Source organism: Corynebacterium sp. L4757 (assembly GCF_043673995.1).
Lineage (GTDB): Bacteria > Actinomycetota > Actinomycetes > Mycobacteriales > Mycobacteriaceae > Corynebacterium.
On the sequence record NZ_JBIMEN010000001.1, the window covers coordinates 323,535 to 342,291 of the forward strand.

Annotated in this window: 17 protein-coding genes; 3 read left to right on the forward strand and 14 right to left on the reverse strand. The window is 54.8% G+C overall.

Features of this window, described 5'->3' with window-relative positions:
* Positions 1-48: 48 nt before the first annotated feature.
* From ACG98I_RS01480 to dapB, 4 genes are all read right to left on the reverse strand, one after another.
* Positions 49-2,151 (reverse strand): ribonuclease J, encoded by a 2,103-nt coding sequence (locus ACG98I_RS01480; protein ID WP_394717759.1) that lies wholly within the window; start codon positions 2,149-2,151, stop codon positions 49-51.
* Positions 2,152-3,063, reverse strand: a complete 912-nt coding sequence (gene dapA, locus ACG98I_RS01485; protein ID WP_394717760.1) for a 4-hydroxy-tetrahydrodipicolinate synthase — start codon at positions 3,061-3,063, stop codon at positions 2,152-2,154.
* A 63-nt stretch (positions 3,064-3,126) separates the two neighbouring features.
* Entirely contained in the window at positions 3,127-3,876 is a 750-nt protein-coding gene (gene thyX, locus ACG98I_RS01490; protein WP_394717761.1) for an FAD-dependent thymidylate synthase, read from the reverse strand.
* A 1-nt stretch (position 3,877) separates the two neighbouring features.
* A complete protein-coding gene (dapB, locus tag ACG98I_RS01495; RefSeq protein WP_394717762.1) occupies positions 3,878-4,624 on the reverse strand; it encodes a 4-hydroxy-tetrahydrodipicolinate reductase in 747 nt (248 codons plus the stop codon).
* Between the two features lie 78 nt (positions 4,625-4,702).
* Between dapB and ACG98I_RS01500 the strand changes: the two genes are divergently transcribed.
* Positions 4,703-5,086: a VOC family protein gene (locus ACG98I_RS01500; protein WP_394717763.1), complete on the forward strand. Its 384-nt coding sequence runs from the start codon at positions 4,703-4,705 to the stop codon at positions 5,084-5,086.
* A gap of 57 nt (positions 5,087-5,143) precedes the next feature.
* Positions 5,144-5,797, forward strand: a complete 654-nt coding sequence (locus tag ACG98I_RS01505; protein ID WP_394717764.1) for a hypothetical protein — start codon at positions 5,144-5,146, stop codon at positions 5,795-5,797.
* Here the strand turns inward: ACG98I_RS01505 and ACG98I_RS01510 are convergent.
* From ACG98I_RS01510 to ACG98I_RS01525, 4 genes are all read right to left on the reverse strand, one after another.
* On the reverse strand, positions 5,794-8,058 hold the full coding sequence (locus ACG98I_RS01510) for a polyribonucleotide nucleotidyltransferase (protein ID WP_394717765.1): 2,265 nt from the start codon (positions 8,056-8,058) through the stop codon (positions 5,794-5,796). The two genes, ACG98I_RS01505 and ACG98I_RS01510, sit on opposite strands and share 4 nt — an antisense overlap.
* A gap of 184 nt (positions 8,059-8,242) precedes the next feature.
* Positions 8,243-8,512, reverse strand: a complete 270-nt coding sequence (gene rpsO, locus ACG98I_RS01515) for a 30S ribosomal protein S15 (RefSeq protein ID WP_394717766.1) — start codon at positions 8,510-8,512, stop codon at positions 8,243-8,245.
* A gap of 110 nt (positions 8,513-8,622) precedes the next feature.
* Positions 8,623-9,543: a nucleoside hydrolase gene (locus ACG98I_RS01520; RefSeq protein ID WP_394717767.1), complete on the reverse strand. Its 921-nt coding sequence runs from the start codon at positions 9,541-9,543 to the stop codon at positions 8,623-8,625.
* A gap of 6 nt (positions 9,544-9,549) precedes the next feature.
* The gene (locus tag ACG98I_RS01525) at positions 9,550-10,560 is read right to left on the reverse strand and encodes a bifunctional riboflavin kinase/FAD synthetase (RefSeq protein WP_394717768.1); all 1,011 of its coding nucleotides are present in this window, start codon (positions 10,558-10,560) and stop codon (positions 9,550-9,552) included.
* A gap of 45 nt (positions 10,561-10,605) precedes the next feature.
* On the opposite strand from ACG98I_RS01525, the gene truB reads away from it, so the two are divergent.
* A complete protein-coding gene (truB, locus tag ACG98I_RS01530) occupies positions 10,606-11,469 on the forward strand; it encodes a tRNA pseudouridine(55) synthase TruB (RefSeq protein ID WP_394717769.1) in 864 nt (287 codons plus the stop codon).
* Here truB and ACG98I_RS01535 read toward each other — a convergent pair.
* From ACG98I_RS01535 to infB, 6 genes are all read right to left on the reverse strand, one after another.
* Positions 11,466-12,152 carry a 4'-phosphopantetheinyl transferase gene (locus ACG98I_RS01535; protein WP_394717770.1) on the reverse strand — a complete coding sequence of 229 codons (687 nt, stop codon included), beginning with the start codon at positions 12,150-12,152 and terminating at the stop codon, positions 11,466-11,468. The two genes, truB and ACG98I_RS01535, sit on opposite strands and share 4 nt — an antisense overlap.
* A gap of 2 nt (positions 12,153-12,154) precedes the next feature.
* Positions 12,155-12,976: a metallophosphoesterase family protein gene (locus ACG98I_RS01540; RefSeq protein ID WP_394717771.1), complete on the reverse strand. Its 822-nt coding sequence runs from the start codon at positions 12,974-12,976 to the stop codon at positions 12,155-12,157.
* A gap of 95 nt (positions 12,977-13,071) precedes the next feature.
* Entirely contained in the window at positions 13,072-14,376 is a 1,305-nt protein-coding gene (locus tag ACG98I_RS01545; RefSeq protein ID WP_394718059.1) for an MATE family efflux transporter, read from the reverse strand.
* The gene (locus ACG98I_RS01550) at positions 14,357-15,319 is read right to left on the reverse strand and encodes a bifunctional oligoribonuclease/PAP phosphatase NrnA (RefSeq protein ID WP_394717772.1); all 963 of its coding nucleotides are present in this window, start codon (positions 15,317-15,319) and stop codon (positions 14,357-14,359) included. The genes ACG98I_RS01545 and ACG98I_RS01550 overlap by 20 nt, the downstream gene beginning before the upstream one ends.
* 9 nt (positions 15,320-15,328) lie before the next feature.
* The gene (gene rbfA, locus ACG98I_RS01555) at positions 15,329-15,763 is read right to left on the reverse strand and encodes a 30S ribosome-binding factor RbfA (RefSeq protein ID WP_394717773.1); all 435 of its coding nucleotides are present in this window, start codon (positions 15,761-15,763) and stop codon (positions 15,329-15,331) included.
* A 153-nt stretch (positions 15,764-15,916) separates the two neighbouring features.
* Positions 15,917-18,721, reverse strand: a complete 2,805-nt coding sequence (infB, locus tag ACG98I_RS01560; RefSeq protein WP_394717774.1) for a translation initiation factor IF-2 — start codon at positions 18,719-18,721, stop codon at positions 15,917-15,919.
* Between the last annotated feature and the right edge of the window lie 36 nt (positions 18,722-18,757).

Consider the following 18,757-nt stretch of genomic DNA (forward strand, 5'->3'; position numbering starts at 1 on the left):
TAGTCATGCTGGGGGCCATGAGGCGCTTAGTTCACTATTGACAGCAAACTACTGGGAAGGACGCGTTGCCTTCACATCTTCATCTTCTGCAACCAAAACCTCGCCGGAGGTGGCAATAATGGTTGGCAAGATAACTGGCTCGCGCTTGTACTGGGAATCCATAAGCTTGGATACCTTACGGCGCAGACGCTGAACCATACGGTAAGTATCGTTCTCGCCTTCCGCTGCAAGGTCATTCATGGTGTTTTCAACCAGCTCAGCAACCTCTGGAATCACGCCACGGTCATCATCGCTGAAACCAGTGGTAGATACCGTTGGGTGCTCAAGCAGACGAGAGGTGCGGTTGTCGATCACACAGGTGATCGACACGACGCCACCAGAGCCCAGGTTGGTGCGGTCTGCCAAGGTATCGGCATCCACATCGCCCATGTTGACACCATCAACATAGAGGTGACCTACAGTCAGCTGGCCAACAACCTGCGCACGGCCATTCTGCAGGTCTACTACCACGCCATTTTGTGCCAAGACCACGCGGTCGCGGTCGACACCAGTGGAGATTGCCAATTCCTTATTCGCACGCAGGTGGCGCCACTCGCCGTGAACCGGCATAGCATTCTTCGGACGCGCAGCGTTGTAGAGGAAGAGCAGCTCGCCGCCATAACCGTGACCGGATGCGTGAACCTTTGCTTCCTTATTGGTGATAACTTCCGCACCAATCTGGGACAACATATTCATGACGCCATACACGGCCTCCTCATTACCTGGAATCAGGGAGGAAGAGAAGATGATCATGTCGCCATCACGAACGGTGATCTGGCGGTGCTCACGACGCGCCATGCGCGAGAGTGCAGCCATCGGCTCACCCTGAGTACCGGTGGTAATCAGAACCACCTTGTGCGGTGCCATCTTCGCGGCATCTTCGATGGAGACGATGGTTCCGCGAGGAACCTTCAAAAAGCCCATCTTCTCCGCAATTTCCATGTTGCGCATCATGGAACGACCGTTGAACGCAACCTTACGACCAGCGTTAACAGCGGCATCAATAGCTGCCTGCACGCGGTAGACGTTGGAAGCGAAAGACGCGATGATAACGCGCTGACGAGCATTAGCAACCAAGCGGTTAAATGTTGCTGGAATATCACCCTCAGATGCGGACACACCAGGGATATTTGCGTTGGTGGAGTCGCAGAGCATCAAGTCGACACCCTCATCACCGAAGCGGGACAGTGCTGGCAAGTCAGTTGGGCGACCATCAAGTGGAGTCTGATCCAGCTTGATGTCACCGGTGTGGATGACATTGCCTGCTGGGGTGCCCAGCATGACGCCGAGAGCATCAGGAACAGAGTGGTTTACTGCCCAGAAGCGTGCACGGAATGGACCATAACTTACGTCAGACTTCTCATTGACTTCAATGAACTTCGGACGCTGACGGTGTTCCTTACACTTCGCAGCAATCAGCGCGATAGTGAAGCGAGATGCGACGATTGGAATATCGGAGCGCAGCTTCAGCAGCCACGGGATAGCGCCAATGTGGTCCTCGTGGGCGTGAGTAACAATCAAGGCCTCAATCTTGTCGATCTTGTTCTCGATTGGGCCAAAATCAGGCAAAATCAGGTCAACGCCTGGCTCACCAGAAGATGGGAAGAGCACACCACAGTCAATGATCAGCAGCTTGCCGTCATATTCAAAGACGGTCATGTTGCGGCCGATTTCAGAAATGCCACCCAATGCGTAAATACGCAGGGAGCCATTCGCCTGCTTTGGTGGCTTAGGTAGGCGCTTGGTCAGATCCGCGCCCTGCATGGACTTCGGAACGTTGCGGCGGTTGTTGTTATTGCCGCCACCGCGACGGTTGTTGTTACCACCGCGATTATTGTTCTGACCACCATTATTCTGGCCATTATTGTTGCCACCGCGACCGCGGCCACGAGAACCACGGGAGCGGGAACGGCGATTATTGTTGTTGTTATTGTTATTTCCATTGTCCGAGTTCTCGGACTGGGCTTTATCGGTCTTCTGCTCCGCAGGAGCGGAAGACTGTGGCGCCTGGAAAACAGGCGAAGCCGCTTCATTGGAAGCGGTGTCCTGTGCCTCCGAAGGTGGACCCGCTTTTCGGGTTACCTTACGGGGGCGGTTACGGGATTCAGTCATTTATTTAAGGACTCCAGCCTTCGTCATTGTGTCGCGGAGACCTGCTAGCTCATCGGCGTCAGCGCCAAGAACTGGTAAGCGTGGGTCTCCAACTTCAATACCCTGCAATCGCAGAGCTTCCTTTGCAAGTGTCACGCCACCAAGGCGTGCTTGTTGCTCCGCTAGAGGAAGCAAAATTTGTGCGTTAATCTCCCGTGCGCGCTCAATATCACCGCGATCAAAGCTGTCCCACAACTCCGCGAGGGCTTGTGGTGCCGCGTGACCAACAACAGAGATAAAACCGGATGCGCCCAAAGACAACCATGGAAGGTTCAATGGATCATCACCGGAGTACCACGCCAGATCCGTATTTGCGATCATCTGCGCAGCAGCATTGAGGTCACCCTTGGCATCTTTCACTGCCTTCACGGTGGGCAGTTCAGCCAAACGCAGCATGGTTTCAGTTTCAACTGGGATACCAGAGCGGCCTGGGATGTCATAGACACAGATAGGTAAGTCTGTGGCATTCGCAATCGCTGTAAAGTGCGCGAAGACGCCTTCTTGTGACGGCTTTGAGTAGTACGGTGTCACAACCAAAAGGCCATCCGCGCCGGCTTCGGCGCTTTTCACTGCCAGCTCAACGGAGCTCGCAGTGTTATTCGTGCCGGCACCAGCCGTGATCTTCGCGCGGTCCCCTACTTCGCTCTTTACAGCTTTGAGCAATTCCAGCTTCTCATCCACGGTAGTGGTGGGTGATTCACCGGTGGTGCCAGACAAGATCAATGAATCTATGCCATTGTCCACCAGGTGTGCGGCTAGATGTCGGGCCTTATCCACGTCCAATGCGCCGTCAGCCTTAAATGGCGTAACCATTGCAACACCAACGCGGCCGAAGTGCTCGACACCTGTCCTTGCTGTCATACCTGTGCTCATGTGTTACAAGATTACCCGCTTGGATGGGAAATCGACATATCGGGCGGGCGTGTATGCCCAAAATTAGGCATAAGGCGAGGAAGCCATCTCCGTACCATCAGACAACCTGGAGATATGGAAGTCATCGAAAAGCACTGGTGCTTGTTCTTTCAACAGCCGCAAGCATGCAATGGCCACGCTGCGAATCTCCACATCCGCAAACTCTGTTGCACGCGCGCCGATGAAGTGGCGCCATGCGCGGTAGTTGCCTGTGACCACGATTCGTGATTCCGTTGCATTCGGCAAAATCGCACGTGCAGCCTGCCGAGCCTGCTTCATGCGCAGGATCGCATTCGGTTCATCGGCAAGCTTTTCTTCCAAGGAACGCAGCAGTTCCTCATAAACGAACCGCGTGTCATTGACTGCTTCTAAAAGCAGACGACTGAGCTGCTCATCTTCTGCAATTGCTTTAGGAATCACCACTTCAGCATCTTCTGGGTGCACAAAACGCTGCGAGAGCTGAGAGAAAGAAAAATGCCGATGCCGCACCAGTTCATGGCAGGCAGAGCGCGAAATACCCTGAATGTATAAGGTCGCGGTGGCATGTTCCAGCAGTGCCTCATGCCCTACTTCCAGAAGATGGCGCAAGTAGGATTCATTCGATTGAGTCCGTGGATTGGGCTTATCGAAAGAATCATAACAGGCACGTCCAGCGAACTCGACCAATGCCTCAGCATCGGTCGCAGACTCATCACGCTCCCACTGTGGTTGTGGCGGCTTATGAAATTGCGTCGCCGCAATCAGTTGCACATCAAGGTGTACTTGCTCTGCCATATTAAAGCCCCAGGAACTTTTCCAGACCGTAGGTAAAGCCAGGGAACTTTTCAATCTCACGCACGCCCAGCAAAACGCCTGGAGTAAAGGAATTACGGTCATAAGAGTCCTGACGGATGGTCAAAGACTGACCTTCTGCACCGAAGATGACCTCTTCGTGCGCAACCATGCCACGGGTGCGCACCGCATGCACAGGAATACCATCCACCAGCGCACCGCGAGCGCCTTCCAAGGCTTTTTCCGTGGCATCTGGCATAGCACCTAAGCCAGCCTCAGCACGTGCTTGGGCAATGCCCTGCGCGGTGTGGACTGCGGTGCCAGAAGGCGCATCAAGCTTGGTTGGGTGGTGGAATTCCACCACCTCTGCGGTCTCGAAGTACTTCGCCGCTTGGCGCGCGAAAACCATGGTCAACACCGCAGAGATAGCAAAGTTCGGTGCGATCAATACGCTGCCCGCGCCTTCTTGCGCCGCCCATTTCTCAACCTGTTCAAGACGCTGAGCATCAAAACCGGTGGTACCGACCACGCAGTGAATTCCTTGAGCGATGCAGTACTCAAGGTTGCCCATCACCGAGTCTGGTTGGGTGAAGTCAACAACGACCTCCGCACCATTGACGGTAAGCAGCTCAAGGGAGTCATCACGGCCCAAAGTTGCTACCAATTCCATATCTTCAGCAGCCTCAACGCCCTGAACAATCGCTTGTCCTACGCGTCCCTTTGCACCGAGTACACCGACTTTAATAGCCATCTACATCTTCTCCTTGTTGGCACGTGAGTAAATTCTTCAGGCTCAAGTGTAGCCATCTGAGCTGATAAGGTTTTAACCATGCGTATTTACATTGCTTCCGTATTCGTCGACGACATGGACAAAGCCTATGACTTTTACGTCAATAAGCTGGGCTTCACGGTCAAAGACAGCGTTAAGAATGAACACTTCTGGTGGCTGACGGTCACCAACCCAGACGGTGGCATGGAATTACTGCTCGAACCCAATGGTCACCCAGCAGCCCAAGCTTTCACCAAAGCAATTGCCCAGGATGGCATCCCTGCAACGCAATTTCTCTCCGATGATGTCGAGGCAGAAACTGCTGCGCTAAAGAACAAGGGCGTCGAATTTACCATGGAGCCCACCGATGTTGGGCCTTCCATCATCTCGGTATTCAATGACACCTGCGGCAATCTCATCCAGCTAGTGCAGCTCAAGAACTAAGCCACACTGTTATCTGATTGTCTCTTTCATAACACCAGAACCAGGTAAACTGGTGTTATGTCTATTCGCCGCGTTTCCCTCTCCGCCCTTGGTTTAATCACCACCACCGCGCTACTAGCCGCGTGTTCCACGCCGGCTGACAATAGTGCAGCAACTTCTTTTCCTGAGTCCCCCGTAGTAACTACTGAGACTTCTACAGTTGAGGCTGAAGAAGGCACCGCGGAGCCCACGACGGTGGAAGCTACAACCGAAGATGCGCAAGGACTTTCTCCGCTCGGCTCCCCCAACCTAGAAGATAAGCAAAGCACGCCTGCTTCAGGTACAGATTTAATCCCGAAAGGCGTGCGTGTAGCAGACCACGGCAGCTTCACGCGCGTGGTCTTAGATTTTGAGGGACCAGGCGAAGCCGGCTGGTTTACCTCTTTGACCGATGAACCTGCCCAGCAGGGCTCAGGTTTCCCTGTGGATTATGAAGGTACTACCGCCATCAATGTTGGGATTGAATCCACGCCATGGCCTTCCACGCCTGAGCGGGAAGAAGCATTCATGGACTATGGCACCACTGATGGTGCCGGCGTGGTCACTGGAGTGGAGTTCGTATCCACTTTTGAAGCACAGTCCCAATACGTAATAGGCCTCGAGGAAGAAGCGGCTTATTCAGTCACTTTCCTCGAGGGCCCACCACGCGTTGTTATTGATGTTGTGAATTAACCTTCAACTGGAACCAGGGAGATCTTGCCACGATTATCAATATCGGCAATTTCTACCTGGACCTTGTCGCCAACGTTGACGACGTCCTCGACCTTTTCAATGCGCTCATCGCCACCCAGGTTGGAGATGTGGATGAGACCATCACGGCCTGGGGTGATTGAGACAAACGCGCCGAAAGCAACGGTCTTGACCACGGTGCCCAAGAAGCGCTCGCCAACCTTTGGCAACTGTGGGTTCGCAATTGCGTTAACCTTCTCAATTGCTGCATCAGCTGCCTCACCGGAGGTTGCTGAGACGTAGACGGTGCCATCATCTTCGATGGATACGTCTGCGCCGGTCTCTTCAGTGATGGTGTTGATCGTCTTACCCTTAGGTCCGATCAATTCACCAATCTTGGATACTGGGATCTTGATGGAGGTAATCTTTGGTGCCAGTGAGGACATCTCATCTGGTCCATCAATGCCTTCCTGCATGATGTCCAGGATTTCCTCACGAGCATTGCGCGCCTGGGACAGTGCCTGCGCCAGGACCTCAGAAGGAATACCATCCAGCTTGGTATCCAGCTGCAGTGCAGTGATGTACTCGCTAGTACCAGCAACCTTGAAGTCCATATCGCCGAATGCGTCTTCTGCACCCAAGATGTCAGTCAGTGCAACGAAGCGCTCTTCACCTTTGACCTCACCGGACACGAGGCCCATGGCGATACCCGCAACAGGTGCCTTCAGTGGCACGCCTGCGTTGTACAAGGACAGGGTGGACGCACAGACAGAACCCATGGAGGTTGAACCATTCGAACCCAGCGCCTCAGAGACCTGACGGATGGTATATGGGAATTCCTCGCGAGAAGGAATCACTGGCAAAAGTGCGCGTTCAGCCAGCGCACCGTGACCAATTTCGCGGCGCTTTGGTGAACCCACTCGACCGGTTTCACCGGTGGAGTATGGCGGGAAGTTGTAGTGGTGGATGTAGCGCTTGGACTCAGCTGGGGTCAAAGAGTCAATGGTCTGCTCCATCTTGAGCATGTCCAAGGTAGTCACACCCAAGATCTGGGTCTCACCGCGCTCAAAGAGCGCCGAGCCGTGGGTACGTGGTATTGGTCCAATCTCCACGCCAAGGTCACGGATGTCCTCAGCTGCGCGGCCATCAATGCGGTAACCCTCGGTGAGGATCTTCTCACGCACGATTTCCTTCATCAGCTGGTTATACGCCGCACGGATCTGCTTGGATGCGTCCTCTTCCGTGAATACCTCGAGCAGCTGCGCTTCGATTTCTTCCATGTGCGCATTCGTTGCGTCATCGCGTTCCTGCTTGGCTGCGATGGTCAGCAGTGAACCCAGCTTCTTCTCTGCCTTACGTGCTACTGCGTCATAGACCTCATCAGCGAATGGCGGGAAGAGTGGGAATTCCTTGGTTTCCTTCGCTGCACGCTCAGCCAGACCAGCCTGTGCCTCGCACAGGGTCTTAATGAATGGCTTTGCAGCTTCAAGGCCCGCTGCAACGGTGGATTCCTGTGGTGCAGGTGCACCTTCCGCCACGCGCTCGTGCACGTGCACGCCAGCACCGGCTTCCACCATCATGATGGCAACGTCTTCTTGGCCATTGCGGGTGACGATACGGCCGGCCACGACCATTTCAAAGAGTGCACGCTCGTGCTGCTCAGCATTCGGGAACGCTACCCACTGACCTTGTGGGTGCTTATCATCGGCAAGCAATGCCATGCGCACGCCGCCAACTGGGCCAGAAACTGGCAAACCAGAAAGCTGGGTTGCTGCGGAAGAGCCATTGATTGCAATGACGTCATAGTATTCATTTGGGTCCAGGCTCATCACGGTGTTGATGACCTGAACTTCATTGCGCAAACCCTTCACAAAGGTTGGGCGCAGCGGGCGGTCAATGAGACGACACGCGAGGATAGCCTCGGTGGATGGGCGGCCTTCACGGCGGAAGAAAGAACCCGGGATCTTGCCAGCCGCGTACATGCGCTCTTCAACATCCACGGTCAGTGGGAAGAAGTCAAAGCCTTCACGTGGCTGGTTGGATGCAGTCACGGTGGTCAGCAACATGGTGTCATCATCGAAGAAGGTAGAAACAGAACCATCAGCCTGGCGTGCCAGCTGACCGGTCTCAAAAGTGATGGTGCGGGTACCAAAATCACCATTGTCCAATTCTGCGATAGCCTGGTGGATACCGTAATCTTCTTCGAGCGCGAAGCTCACCTTGTTATTTGGGGTTTGTGCTTTCCCGCTATTGCGTGGGCTCATTAAGAGGAGATCTCCTTCGTAGAGTATCTGGTGATCATCGATGTCACCATATGAATTTAAAGTTTCTTTACGTGCTTTTTGACGTACGACATCCGACAGTCTACCAAAGTATGAACATAGCGGGTAAAGACGCGAAATCGCCGCTGTCGGTCATAGACCAACAGCGGCGATTAAAAGGGAAGTCTTAGCGACGCAGACCCAGACGGGAAATCAGGTCACGGTAACGGTCAACGTTGTTCGCTGCCAGGTACTTCAGCAGGCCACGACGACGACCAACCAGAAGCAGAAGACCACGGCGGGAGTGGTGATCGTGCTTGTGGAACTTCAGGTGCTCGGTCAAGGAGTTGATACGGTAGGTCAACAGTGCAACCTGTGCCTCTGGAGAACCGGTGTCGGTCTCGTGCAGGCCGTATTCCTTGAGGATTTCAGACTTCTTCTCAGTGGTCAAAGACATGAGTTTCTCCTGTAATTATTTCAGTCCGCATAAAATTCAAACGAGCTCAAGGCTTGTTACTCAGCAACTGCTGCGAACCGCAGTCACAAAGCGAATGCTTACTCTACCCTTTATTTACCCACGCGGGCAAATAGGCCAGAGAGCAAGTCAATGAACTCTGGAACGAATTTCTCCACGTCCACACCCACGGCAACACGGGTTTCTACATCTGGACCGTCCCAACGACCAATGGTGCGCCCGGCAGTCGGCCCTTCTGTATCCACCTGCAGCGGCATGATTAGGCAGTCAACCAAGTCCGGATCCACAGCCACCGCCACCGCGAGTGGATCGTGCAGCGCACAGCCATCCATATGCGGATTATTTTCCTGATATGCATCAATGTAGTAACCAGCCATGTCTGCAAATGCATCACCAGCAGCACTTCCGCGCCAAGAATTTGCTTCATCGCGGGTCAGCTGAGTCTGCATGGTGACGTCCAACCCCACCATAGTCATCTCTTCTGCCAGCTGATAGACCTTATTGGAAGACACTGGGTCTTGTGAGATATTCGCCTCAGCCGCCGGAGTCACATTGCCTGGCACCGTCAAAGCGCCGCCCATGGTGACCATGCGCACCCCGCGCACAGCCTCAGCCTTTTCCAATGCCACCGCGAGCGTCGTCTGTGCACCGGTCGGAACAATGACTAATTCTTCACCAAATTTCCGCGCAGATTCAATCATGAAATCCACAGCAGAGCCAGGAGTATCCGCGGGCACTTCATCGAGTGCTACCTCACCCACGCCATTGCTGCCGTGAATACGCGCAGATGCAGCAGAGACTTCCCAGTCTTCTGGCTGCACACCAGCAAAGACCGGCACATCGGCAGCACCCAAGAGCTTCAGCAACGCCCGAGTACTTGCCAAGCCTTGCTCGATCGTGACATTGCCATAGGTTCCCGTCACACCAATGAGTTCAATATCTGGGTGCGCGATGGCATAGGCCAGCGCGAAAGCATCATCAATGCCAGTGTCTAGGTCCAGAATCATCTTCATGCGCATTTATCCTTCTTTCAGGAAATAAGTCTCAGCGGTTGCTTTATGTGCCACGATATCCTTCGCTAGAACCTCACGCGTGGTGGCCACATCCTGGTGCATGACATGAAGCAGCTCATCCACCGAGGAAAATTTCACCATGTCACGCACATGCTCAACGAATTCCACGCGGACATCATGCCCATAAAGGTCAGCCTCACGGTCGAGCACGAAAGACTCTACCGAGCGTTGTTCATCCCCGAAAGTAGGATTGGTACCCACTGAAATAGCCGCTGCATAAGCAATGTCTGGCTCCATGTTCCCGGATACCGGCGCACCCGTGGGCAGAATGGTTAACCAGCCGGCATAGACGCCATCGGCAGGCAGTGCAACGGTGTCATGGAAGTACTGATTAGCGGTTGGAAATCCTAATTCCTTGCCACCACGGCCCGCGCCGCGCACAACAGGCCCAGAAACCGAAAAATGCCGACCCAACGCCCAGTTCGCTCGACTGACTTCACCTTTGGACAAGAATTCGCGCACGGTAGTCGAAGAAATACGGATGCCTTCATCATCCAATAGATCAATGACATCAACGGTCATGCGCTGCTGGCAGATCGACATCAGGCTTTCTGAGGTACCGGCAGCATTCTCACCGAAAGTAAAGTTTGCCCCCACCACCACGTGTGATGCATTCAGGGTTGTTTCCAGCAAAAACTCCACGTACTGCTCAGGCGATAGCCCGAAAAGTTCCTTGGTGAAGTCAATAACGAGGACGGCATCGATGCCATACTCTTCAGCCAGAGCAAAGCGCTCAGACAAGGTAGTAATACCCAGCGGCGCACGCTTCGGGAGAAATACTGACACCGGGTGCGGATCAAAAGTCACCATCACGGCAGTGAGGTCTTTCTCACGTGCTTTGTCGACCGTCGCATTGATTAATTTCTGGTGACCGCGGTGCACTCCATCAAAAACGCCGATGGTGACTGCGCTGTGTAAGTCCTCAGGGACTTCTGCTGTTCCGTACCAAATATCCACGCCTTACATGCTAGATCATTTGGTTGCAGATTAGACTATGGCCTCATGACTGACTCAGGACTTGTTGTTGTGGATAAACCCGCCGGGATGACATCACATGATGTGGTATCCCGCGTTCGCCGGGAGTTTGGTACCCGGAAAGTCGGGCATGCTGGCACGCTGGATCCCATGGCGACTGGGGTTTTAATCCTGGGTATTGAACGTGGCACCAAGTTTCTAGCGCACATGGTGGCCGCAACCAAGGCTTATGATGCAACAATTCGCCTGGGTGCTGCCACGACCACCGATGATTTTGAGGGCGAGGTCATTTCCACTGCCCCCGCCGACCACATCACGGACAGCGCAGCTACAGAAGAAATTGCGAAGCTCACCGGCGATATCATGCAAAAGCCAGCGAAAGTCAGCGCCATTAAGATTGACGGCAAGCGCGCCTACCAGCGTGTTCGCGATGGTGAAGAGATTGATATCCCCGCGCGTCCGGTTACCGTGAGCCGCTTTGATGTGCTTGCAAGCCGCACCGATCCGCGCGAATTGGATGTCACCGTGGAATGCTCCTCAGGAACCTATATTCGTTCGCTGGCACGGGATTTGGGTGATGCATTGGGCGTCGGCGGGCATCTCACCGCCCTGCGGCGCACTGCGGTTGGGCCATTTTTGCTTGCCGATGCCCACCCCATCGATTCAATGCAACTTTCCCTCACCTTGGACGAAGCACTCACCCGCTGCTATCCCCGTCTGGACGTCACTGAAGAAGAAGCGAAGAAGCTCGCCATGGGTCAGTGGCTCGAGCCCCGCGGTCTCAAGGGCACGCATGCGGCTGTGGCACCTGATGGCCGTTCGATAGCTCTAATCAAGGAACAAGGCAAGCGACTGTCTACTGTCTTCGTCGCTCACCCTTCTACGCTTTAATACGCGAGACGCTCGTGGCCAACGCCTGCCTCAACGGTGGTGGCCACAACCACGTAGCCATCGCGCACCATCCAGCGCCCGCAAATAAATGGCACTGGGGTTGGGCGTACCAAGAGATAAGAAATCAGCGTTCCGTCTTCACGGATATCAATCTCTGCCTGGTCAAACCCCAACCAGCGGTGTGTCATGGGGAACCATGCTTTATAGGTGGCCTCTTTGGCGCAGAAGAGCAAGCGATCCGCATATGGAATGCCGGCCTCACGCAGGCGGTTGATCTGCGGCATCTCACCAGAACGCGCAATCATGGAAAGCACACCTTCTGGGAGAGGTTCCGCTTTTTCCGCGTCCAAGCCCAATGACATCACCTTCGTGGTTGGTGCGACGACTGCTGCACGAAACCCCGTGGTATGCGTCAGCGATCCTGTATATCCTTCTGGCCATAACGGCATACCACGCTCACCACGCAGTATTGGCTCTTCCCCAACAAAACCCAGCTCACGTAGGGCTTCATGTGCGCACCAGCGGGCATCACCAAACTCTGCTTTACGCACCTCAACAGAGTGCGAAACTAAAGACTGCTCTAGGGGATGCAGGTTCTGATAGTTAAATAAATCAGTTGTTTCCGTGCCGGTTTTGACATAACAAAAACGGGCAATCGCTGGGAATAGGGAGGGCTCTAACATGTCTAATACTCCTCCCCCATTGTCATAACTGGATATGGCCACAGCTGTGTTCCTTCATGTGACATCCACTCACGTGGATAGCCGAGCGAGACCTCTATGTGGTCTACTCCATCAATCTTTTCTACCGAGGGCATGTGCAGGTGCCCATAGATGACTGACTGTGCGTTATAGCGGGTTGGCCACTGCCTAGTGTGCCGCGAACCGCACCACAAACCAATCTCTGCCCAGCGCATCTTGAGCGTCGGCTCTTGCACCAGCGGCCAGTGATTAATCAACACGGTTGGGCCAGAAATACGTGAGAGCCGCTTGATTGAATAGGCCAACCTATCCCAACACCAGGCACGCACGTCAACAAAAGGCGCAATCGCAATCTCATCGGTCATCATAATCTGGCGTTCCGCTGCAGCCGCAATCGCTTGCTCCACGGTGGTACCTGGTGCCCGGAAGGAATAATCATAAAGCGTAAACAAAGGCACGATGGTCACACCATCAAATACCGGATACGGGTCTTCAGGTGTCAGCACGTCGATCTCGCGGCAGCCTTCGACCAACTCATCATATTTATCACGCCCGCGGTAGCGATCATTCGACCGTGAGAACAATTCATGATTTCCGGGAGCCCAAATCACTTTGGAAAACCTGGACCGCAATTTCTTTAAGACCTGCAGCACCAATTCGGTGCGCTCTGCGACATCCCCTGCAACAATCAACCAATCCGATGGATGCGTTGGTTGGATTTCATCAATGCGGCTATTGTTCGCTTTGACTGCAGCATGCAGGTCAGCGACCGCCCACAATGTCGTGTGCGATGCCTTTCCAGCCATGTGTCCCTACCCTACTGCTCCGTCCATGTTCTAACTACTGAGACTTTAGCAGCCGTTTAATTCTTCCCTAATTATCGCGCACTGCTGCCAAAGCGTTAGCTTTTAGCCCAACGCATGGAATAGAAGCGATACACCACAGCGATGGTGCGCAGCCCGATAAATATGGCCAATCCAGCCCAAATTCCGGACAGCCCCAAATCGAAGGAATAAGAAATCCAGATGCCAGGCAAGAAGCCAATGAGTACTGAGCCCACCGTGATGGTGCGCAGGAAGGCCGCATCACCCGCGCCCAGCAGCACACCATCGAAGGCAAAGAGCACGCCGCCGGCAATGACCATGGCAATCATGATCCACCATGGAACCCGCATTGCTTCGAGTACGTGTACATCGGAAGTAAAAATCTGCGGAATTACCCCAGCCCCCACGGCAAAGACCGCTGCGAGCGCAAGAGAGAAAATCGCCGAATAGTGCATGATCTTCGTACCAGTATGCCGTGCCTTCGCAACTGTGCCCGCACCGAGTGCCGAACCAATGAGAGTTTGCGCGGCAATCGCCAAAGAATCCAAAACCAGCGTCAGGAAATTCCAGATCTGCAGCATCACCTGATGCGCGGCCAATGGAGCAGTACCAAAGCGCCCAGCAACAGCTGCAGCTGATAGGAATGCGACCTGGAAACTGGCTGAGCGAATAATCAAGTCACGCCCCAGCACCAATTGGCGCTTGATCACGGCTGGGCGCAACCGCCACGAGCCGACGTGTTGTTTCTTCAGCTCCCACATAAATAGCAACGCGATAATGCCCATGCCCAAGACATTGGCCCACGCCGAACCGACCAGGCCCCACCAATGCACGAACAGCGGCACGGCAATCGCGCCTGGAATCAGCCCGGACAATGTGAAGTACAAGGGCTTGCGTGTGTCTTGAATTCCTCGCAGCCAGCCATTACCGGCCATCTCCACCAGCGTGATGGGTATGGCAAGCGCGGCCACGTGCAGCCAAGTCGCCGTTTGTTCCGCGGTTTCCGGATTGCCCGTCATCCACAGCGCGATCCGCCCACCAAAAATCCACATGATGCAAGCCAGGAAGACACCAACGATCAAGGCCACATACGTTGCCTGCACACCTTCAGCGACGGCTTCATCCTTCTTACCTGCGCCGAAAAGCCGCGAGGACCGGGCAGTTGTGCCATAGGACAAGAATGTCAGCTGCGTGGTGACAACTGACTGAACTGCTGCGGCAGCACCGAGCGCCGCCAGCTGCTCTGCCCCCAAACGGCCCACAACGGCAGTGTCCAGCAGCAAGTACAAAGGCATGGCCGCCAGCACGCCCAAAGCGGGTAAAGCAAGCCCAAAGACTTGACGTGCCGAGACCGTATCAGTGTTAGTACTGCTCAATGATATTCACTAGTTCCGCAATAATCTCTTCTGGTTCCCCACGAGTGGAATAGCCCGCGGCTGGAGTATGTCCACCGCCACCCAAGCGCGCGGCTAACTTCGCGCAATTGATGTCATTGGAACGCAAGGACACCGCCCAATAGCCCGGCACCTGTTCTTTAAAGACCACGCCCATGTCCGTGCCATCCAATGCCCGCACAAAGTCAACCAATGATTCCACGGCCGAATCGGAATGCCCCGAAATCACTTCATAGCGTCCCACCAAAATCGCAAGGTTAATCTCCCCCGCTTCAACAATCTGCACATCCGCGGCCACACGGCCAATCATCTGCAGATCCCCAGCTGTGGTGGAATCCAATAAGTCAGTAGAAATCTGCTTGGTATCCAGCCCAAATGCCATCAACTCAGATGCAAAGATATGCATATTCGGACTTCCCCACCTAAAACTTCCGGTGTCGGTCACCAAACCTGCATAAAGCGCATGCGCAATATCGTGGTTGAGCTCAGCACCCAATTCCTTTAGCACCGGCTTGAGCACCGTTGTCGTCGATTCACATTCCGGCAGAACCAAGTTGATATTGCCAAACCCCTGGTTCGACGCATGGTGGTCAATGCACACTACCTTGCCGTGGCGCAGCAGATTCGCGATTCCCGAGGCCAAGAACCCAGTCCGATCCAAAGATCCGCAATCGACTGTCACATATAGGTCATAATCCTGCGGCAGGTCGGTCACGACATCCACCGTGTCCGTACCCGGGATCGTAAAAAGATTCTCTGAGATCGGCCGATCCTGACCGATGACGCAGCGAGTGTCTTTTCCTAACTGCTCTAGCGCCAAACGCAAAGCAGCCATGGACCCCAATGCATCAGCATCTGGGCGCAAGTGTGCCACGATGCACACAGAGTTAGCTTTGAGAAGTGCTGACACCACCTCGGAAATCGCAGTCATAAGAATGTTCTACTCTGACTCCGTCTTATATGGATTCGCATCGCCTGCTGGCTTTGCGTTTTGCTTCAACTTAGCCAGTTCCTCGTCACGTGCGCGGGCGCGTGCCAAAAGCTCTTCCATGTGTGCAGAAGCCTCAGGCACAGCATCGAACTCGAAAGACAAGGTTGGAGTGAAACGCACCTGAAGTTGGTCACCCATAATCTTGCGTAGCTGGCCCTTAGCTCGATTGAGCGCCTCCGCAGCCTGGTCCAAATCTGGCTCGGAATCAATATCCACGCCACGAACCGTGTAAAAAACGGTCGCATCATGCAGATCGCCTGTCACACGAGCATCGGTAACAGTCACTAATTCAAGCCTGCGGTCTTTAATCTCGCGCTCGATTGCTGTTGCCACAATTGTTTGAATGCGCTTTGCCATTCGGGCCGCGCGTGCATGATCAGCCATGGTATTCGCCTCTTCTTTTGTTCTGGAAACTCTGCTCAATCCTAGTGCATGCACTAAAGATCGAAAACACTTGCTTAAGGCTAGAAGAAGCCGGACCCGATTCCGGGCCCGGCTTCTGACTAGCTTACTTTGATTTCACGTTCCGTCATCGGACTAGGTACGTGGAACCTCAACTTCTTCATATGCCTGAATGAAGTCGCCCACCTGGATGTCTGGGTAGGACAGAACCATACCGCACTCATAACCAGCGTTGATTTCGTTTGCGTCGTCCTTCTCATGACGCAGGGACTCAATCTTGGCATCGTTAACGATAACGTTGCCGTCGCGGACAATGCGAACCTTGCCGTTGCGCTTGACCTTGCCCTCGGTGACCATACAACCAGCGATGGTACCGATAGCGGAGGACTTGAACAGTGCACGGATCTCAGCCTCACCGGTGTCGCGCTCTTCGTAGATTGGCTTGAGCATGCCCTTGAGTGCCTGCTCAACTTCTTCAATAGCGCGGTAAATGACGGTGTAGTAGCGAACATCCACGCCCTCAGCGTTAGCTTCTTCCGTAGCCTTGCCTTCAGCGCGAACATTGAACGCAATGATGACAGCATCAGAAGCAGCAGCCAGGGAGACGTTGGTCTGGGTAACAGCACCCACACCACGGTCGATGATGTTCAGCTGTACCTCGTCATCGATCTCAATCTCAAGCAGGGCATCTTCCAGTGCTTCAACAGAACCGGCGTTATCGCCCTTGAGGATGAGGTTAAGAGTCGAGGTCTCCTTGAGAACTGCATCCAGATCCTCAAGAGATACGCGCTTGCGGGACTTAGCCTGCAGTGCGGAACGACGTCGAGCATCTCGCTGTGCAGCAATCTGACGAGCCACTCGGTCATCTTCAACCACCAGCAAGTTATCGCCAGCGCCTGGGACACCGTTGAGACCCTGAACCTGGACTGGGCGGGATGGGCCAGCCTCTTCCACGTCCTGGCCAAATTCATCGAGCATACGACGAACACGGCCGAAGGAGTCACCAACCACAATCGAGTCACCAACGCGCAAAGTACCACGCTGAACGATGACGGTAGCCACTGGACCACGTCCACGGTCAAGGTGAGCCTCAATAGAAACACCCTGCGCGTCCATGTCTGGGTTAGCAGTCAGCTCCAGAGCCGCATCAGCGGTCAGAACAACTGCTTCCAGCAGCGCATCAATATTGGTGCCTGCCTTAGCGGAGATGTCCACGAACATGGTGTCGCCACCGTATTCTTCAGGAACCAAACCGTATTCCGTCAGCTGGCCACGGATCTTTTCCGGAGCTGCCTCAGGCTTATCGATCTTGTTGACTGCAACCACAACTGGGATGTCCGCAGCCTTAGCGTGGTTGATTGCCTCAATGGTCTGAGGCATCACGCCGTCGTCTGCAGCGACAACCAGGATGGCCAAGTCGGTGGACTTCGCACCACGAGCACGCATTGCGGTAAAGGCCTCGTGACCTGGGGTATCCAGGAAGGTTACGGTGCGCTCGCCGCCGTCAACATCAACCTGGGTCTGGTATGCACCAATGCCCTGGGTGATGCCGCCGGCCTCGCCTGCGCCCTCATTCGTCTTACGGATGGTGTCCAAAAGACGGGTCTTACCGTGGTCAACGTGACCCATGACGGTAACGACTGGAGGACGCTTAGCCAGATCTTCCTCATCGCCTTCATCATCACCAAATTGCAGGTCGAAGGACTCGAGCAGCTCGCGGTCTTCGTCCTCAGGGGACACGACCTTGACATCGTAGTTGATCTCAGCGCCGAGCAGCTGCAAGGTTTCTTCCGAAACAGATGCGGTTGCGGTCACCATTTCACCGAGGTTGAACAGTGCCTGAACCAATGCTGCTGGATCCGCACCGATCTTCTCAGCGAAGTCGGACAAGGATGCGCCGCGACGCAAGCGAATGGACTGACCCTTGCCATCTGGCAAGCGCACGCCACCCACTACGTTTGGTGCGCGTAGCTCCTCGTACTCATTACGCTTCTGACGCTTCGACTTCTTACCACGACGTGGTGCGCCACCTGGACGGCCGAATGCACCAGCGGTACCACCGCGACGTCCGCCGCGTCCACCTGGACCACTGCGGAAACCGCCGCCTTGGTTGCCAGCACCTGGTCCGCCCTGAGCGCCGCCGCCGGAGCGTCCACCACGGCCACGTCCGCCGCCAGAAGGTGCCTTCTGTGGCATCGCTGCTGGGTTTGGATGAGATGGCATCATCGCTGGAGATGGACGGCGACCGCCACCCTGTCCAGCAGACTGTGGCTTATTCTCACGGTTATCGATGCGCTGCTCGCGACCACCTTCACGCTTTCCGCCCTGTGGCTTCTGGCGTGGACCCTTTGCTCCACCTGGGCGTGGGCCAGGACGTTCTCCTGCGCCACCACCGGAAGAAAATGGGTTATTCGCAACCCGACGGGAACCGCCAGGCTTTGGCATTGCGCGCTTGTCGCCGCCTGCTGCCTCAGACCCAGGCTTTGGCGCACCCGGCTTCGGAGCACCTGGTTTTGCAGCACCAGGCTTCGCCGCGCCAGGCTTTGGAGCGCCCGGCTTTGCTGCAGCTGGCTTCGGCGCATTAGAAGGTTTCGGAGCAGCAGGTTTTGTTGCTTCTGGCTTCGGAGCAGCCACAGGCTTTGGTGCTGCTGACTTAGCCGCGGCAGTCTTAGCTGCCTCCGGCTTTGGCTTTGGTGCACCTGGTTTAGGCGCACCCGGCTTAGGAGCCGCCGGCTTCTTCGGCGCTTCCTTAGCTGGGGCATCGGATGCACCGATGCCCTGCGCCTCATAGTGCGCACGCATCTTCTTCACCACCGGTGGTTCGATGGTGGATGATGCGGTCTTTACAAACTCACCCTGCTCTTTGAGCGAAGCGAGTAGTTCTTTACTGGTAATTCCGAGCTGTTTCGCCAGCTCATGAACGCGTAGCTTACCTGCCACTTGTCTCCTCTTGGTTTCCCTAGAGGCGACAAGGCG

Coding starts and splice junctions, on each gene's coding strand:
- ACG98I_RS01480 (WP_394717759.1), bottom strand. CDS start 2,151: ATGACTGAATCCCGTAACCGCCCCCGTAAGGTAACCCGAAAAGCGGGT.
- dapA (WP_394717760.1), bottom strand. CDS start 3,063: ATGAGCACAGGTATGACAGCAAGGACAGGTGTCGAGCACTTCGGCCGC.
- thyX (WP_394717761.1), bottom strand. CDS start 3,876: ATGGCAGAGCAAGTACACCTTGATGTGCAACTGATTGCGGCGACGCAA.
- dapB (WP_394717762.1), bottom strand. CDS start 4,624: ATGGCTATTAAAGTCGGTGTACTCGGTGCAAAGGGACGCGTAGGACAA.
- ACG98I_RS01500 (WP_394717763.1), top strand. CDS start 4,703: ATGCGTATTTACATTGCTTCCGTATTCGTCGACGACATGGACAAAGCC.
- ACG98I_RS01505 (WP_394717764.1), top strand. CDS start 5,144: ATGTCTATTCGCCGCGTTTCCCTCTCCGCCCTTGGTTTAATCACCACC.
- ACG98I_RS01510 (WP_394717765.1), bottom strand. CDS start 8,058: ATGAGCCCACGCAATAGCGGGAAAGCACAAACCCCAAATAACAAGGTG.
- rpsO (WP_394717766.1), bottom strand. CDS start 8,512: ATGTCTTTGACCACTGAGAAGAAGTCTGAAATCCTCAAGGAATACGGC.
- ACG98I_RS01520 (WP_394717767.1), bottom strand. CDS start 9,543: ATGAAGATGATTCTGGACCTAGACACTGGCATTGATGATGCTTTCGCG.
- truB (WP_394717769.1), top strand. CDS start 10,606: ATGACTGACTCAGGACTTGTTGTTGTGGATAAACCCGCCGGGATGACA.
- ACG98I_RS01535 (WP_394717770.1), bottom strand. CDS start 12,152: ATGTTAGAGCCCTCCCTATTCCCAGCGATTGCCCGTTTTTGTTATGTC.
- ACG98I_RS01540 (WP_394717771.1), bottom strand. CDS start 12,976: ATGGCTGGAAAGGCATCGCACACGACATTGTGGGCGGTCGCTGACCTG.
- ACG98I_RS01550 (WP_394717772.1), bottom strand. CDS start 15,319: ATGACTGCGATTTCCGAGGTGGTGTCAGCACTTCTCAAAGCTAACTCT.
- rbfA (WP_394717773.1), bottom strand. CDS start 15,763: ATGGCTGATCATGCACGCGCGGCCCGAATGGCAAAGCGCATTCAAACA.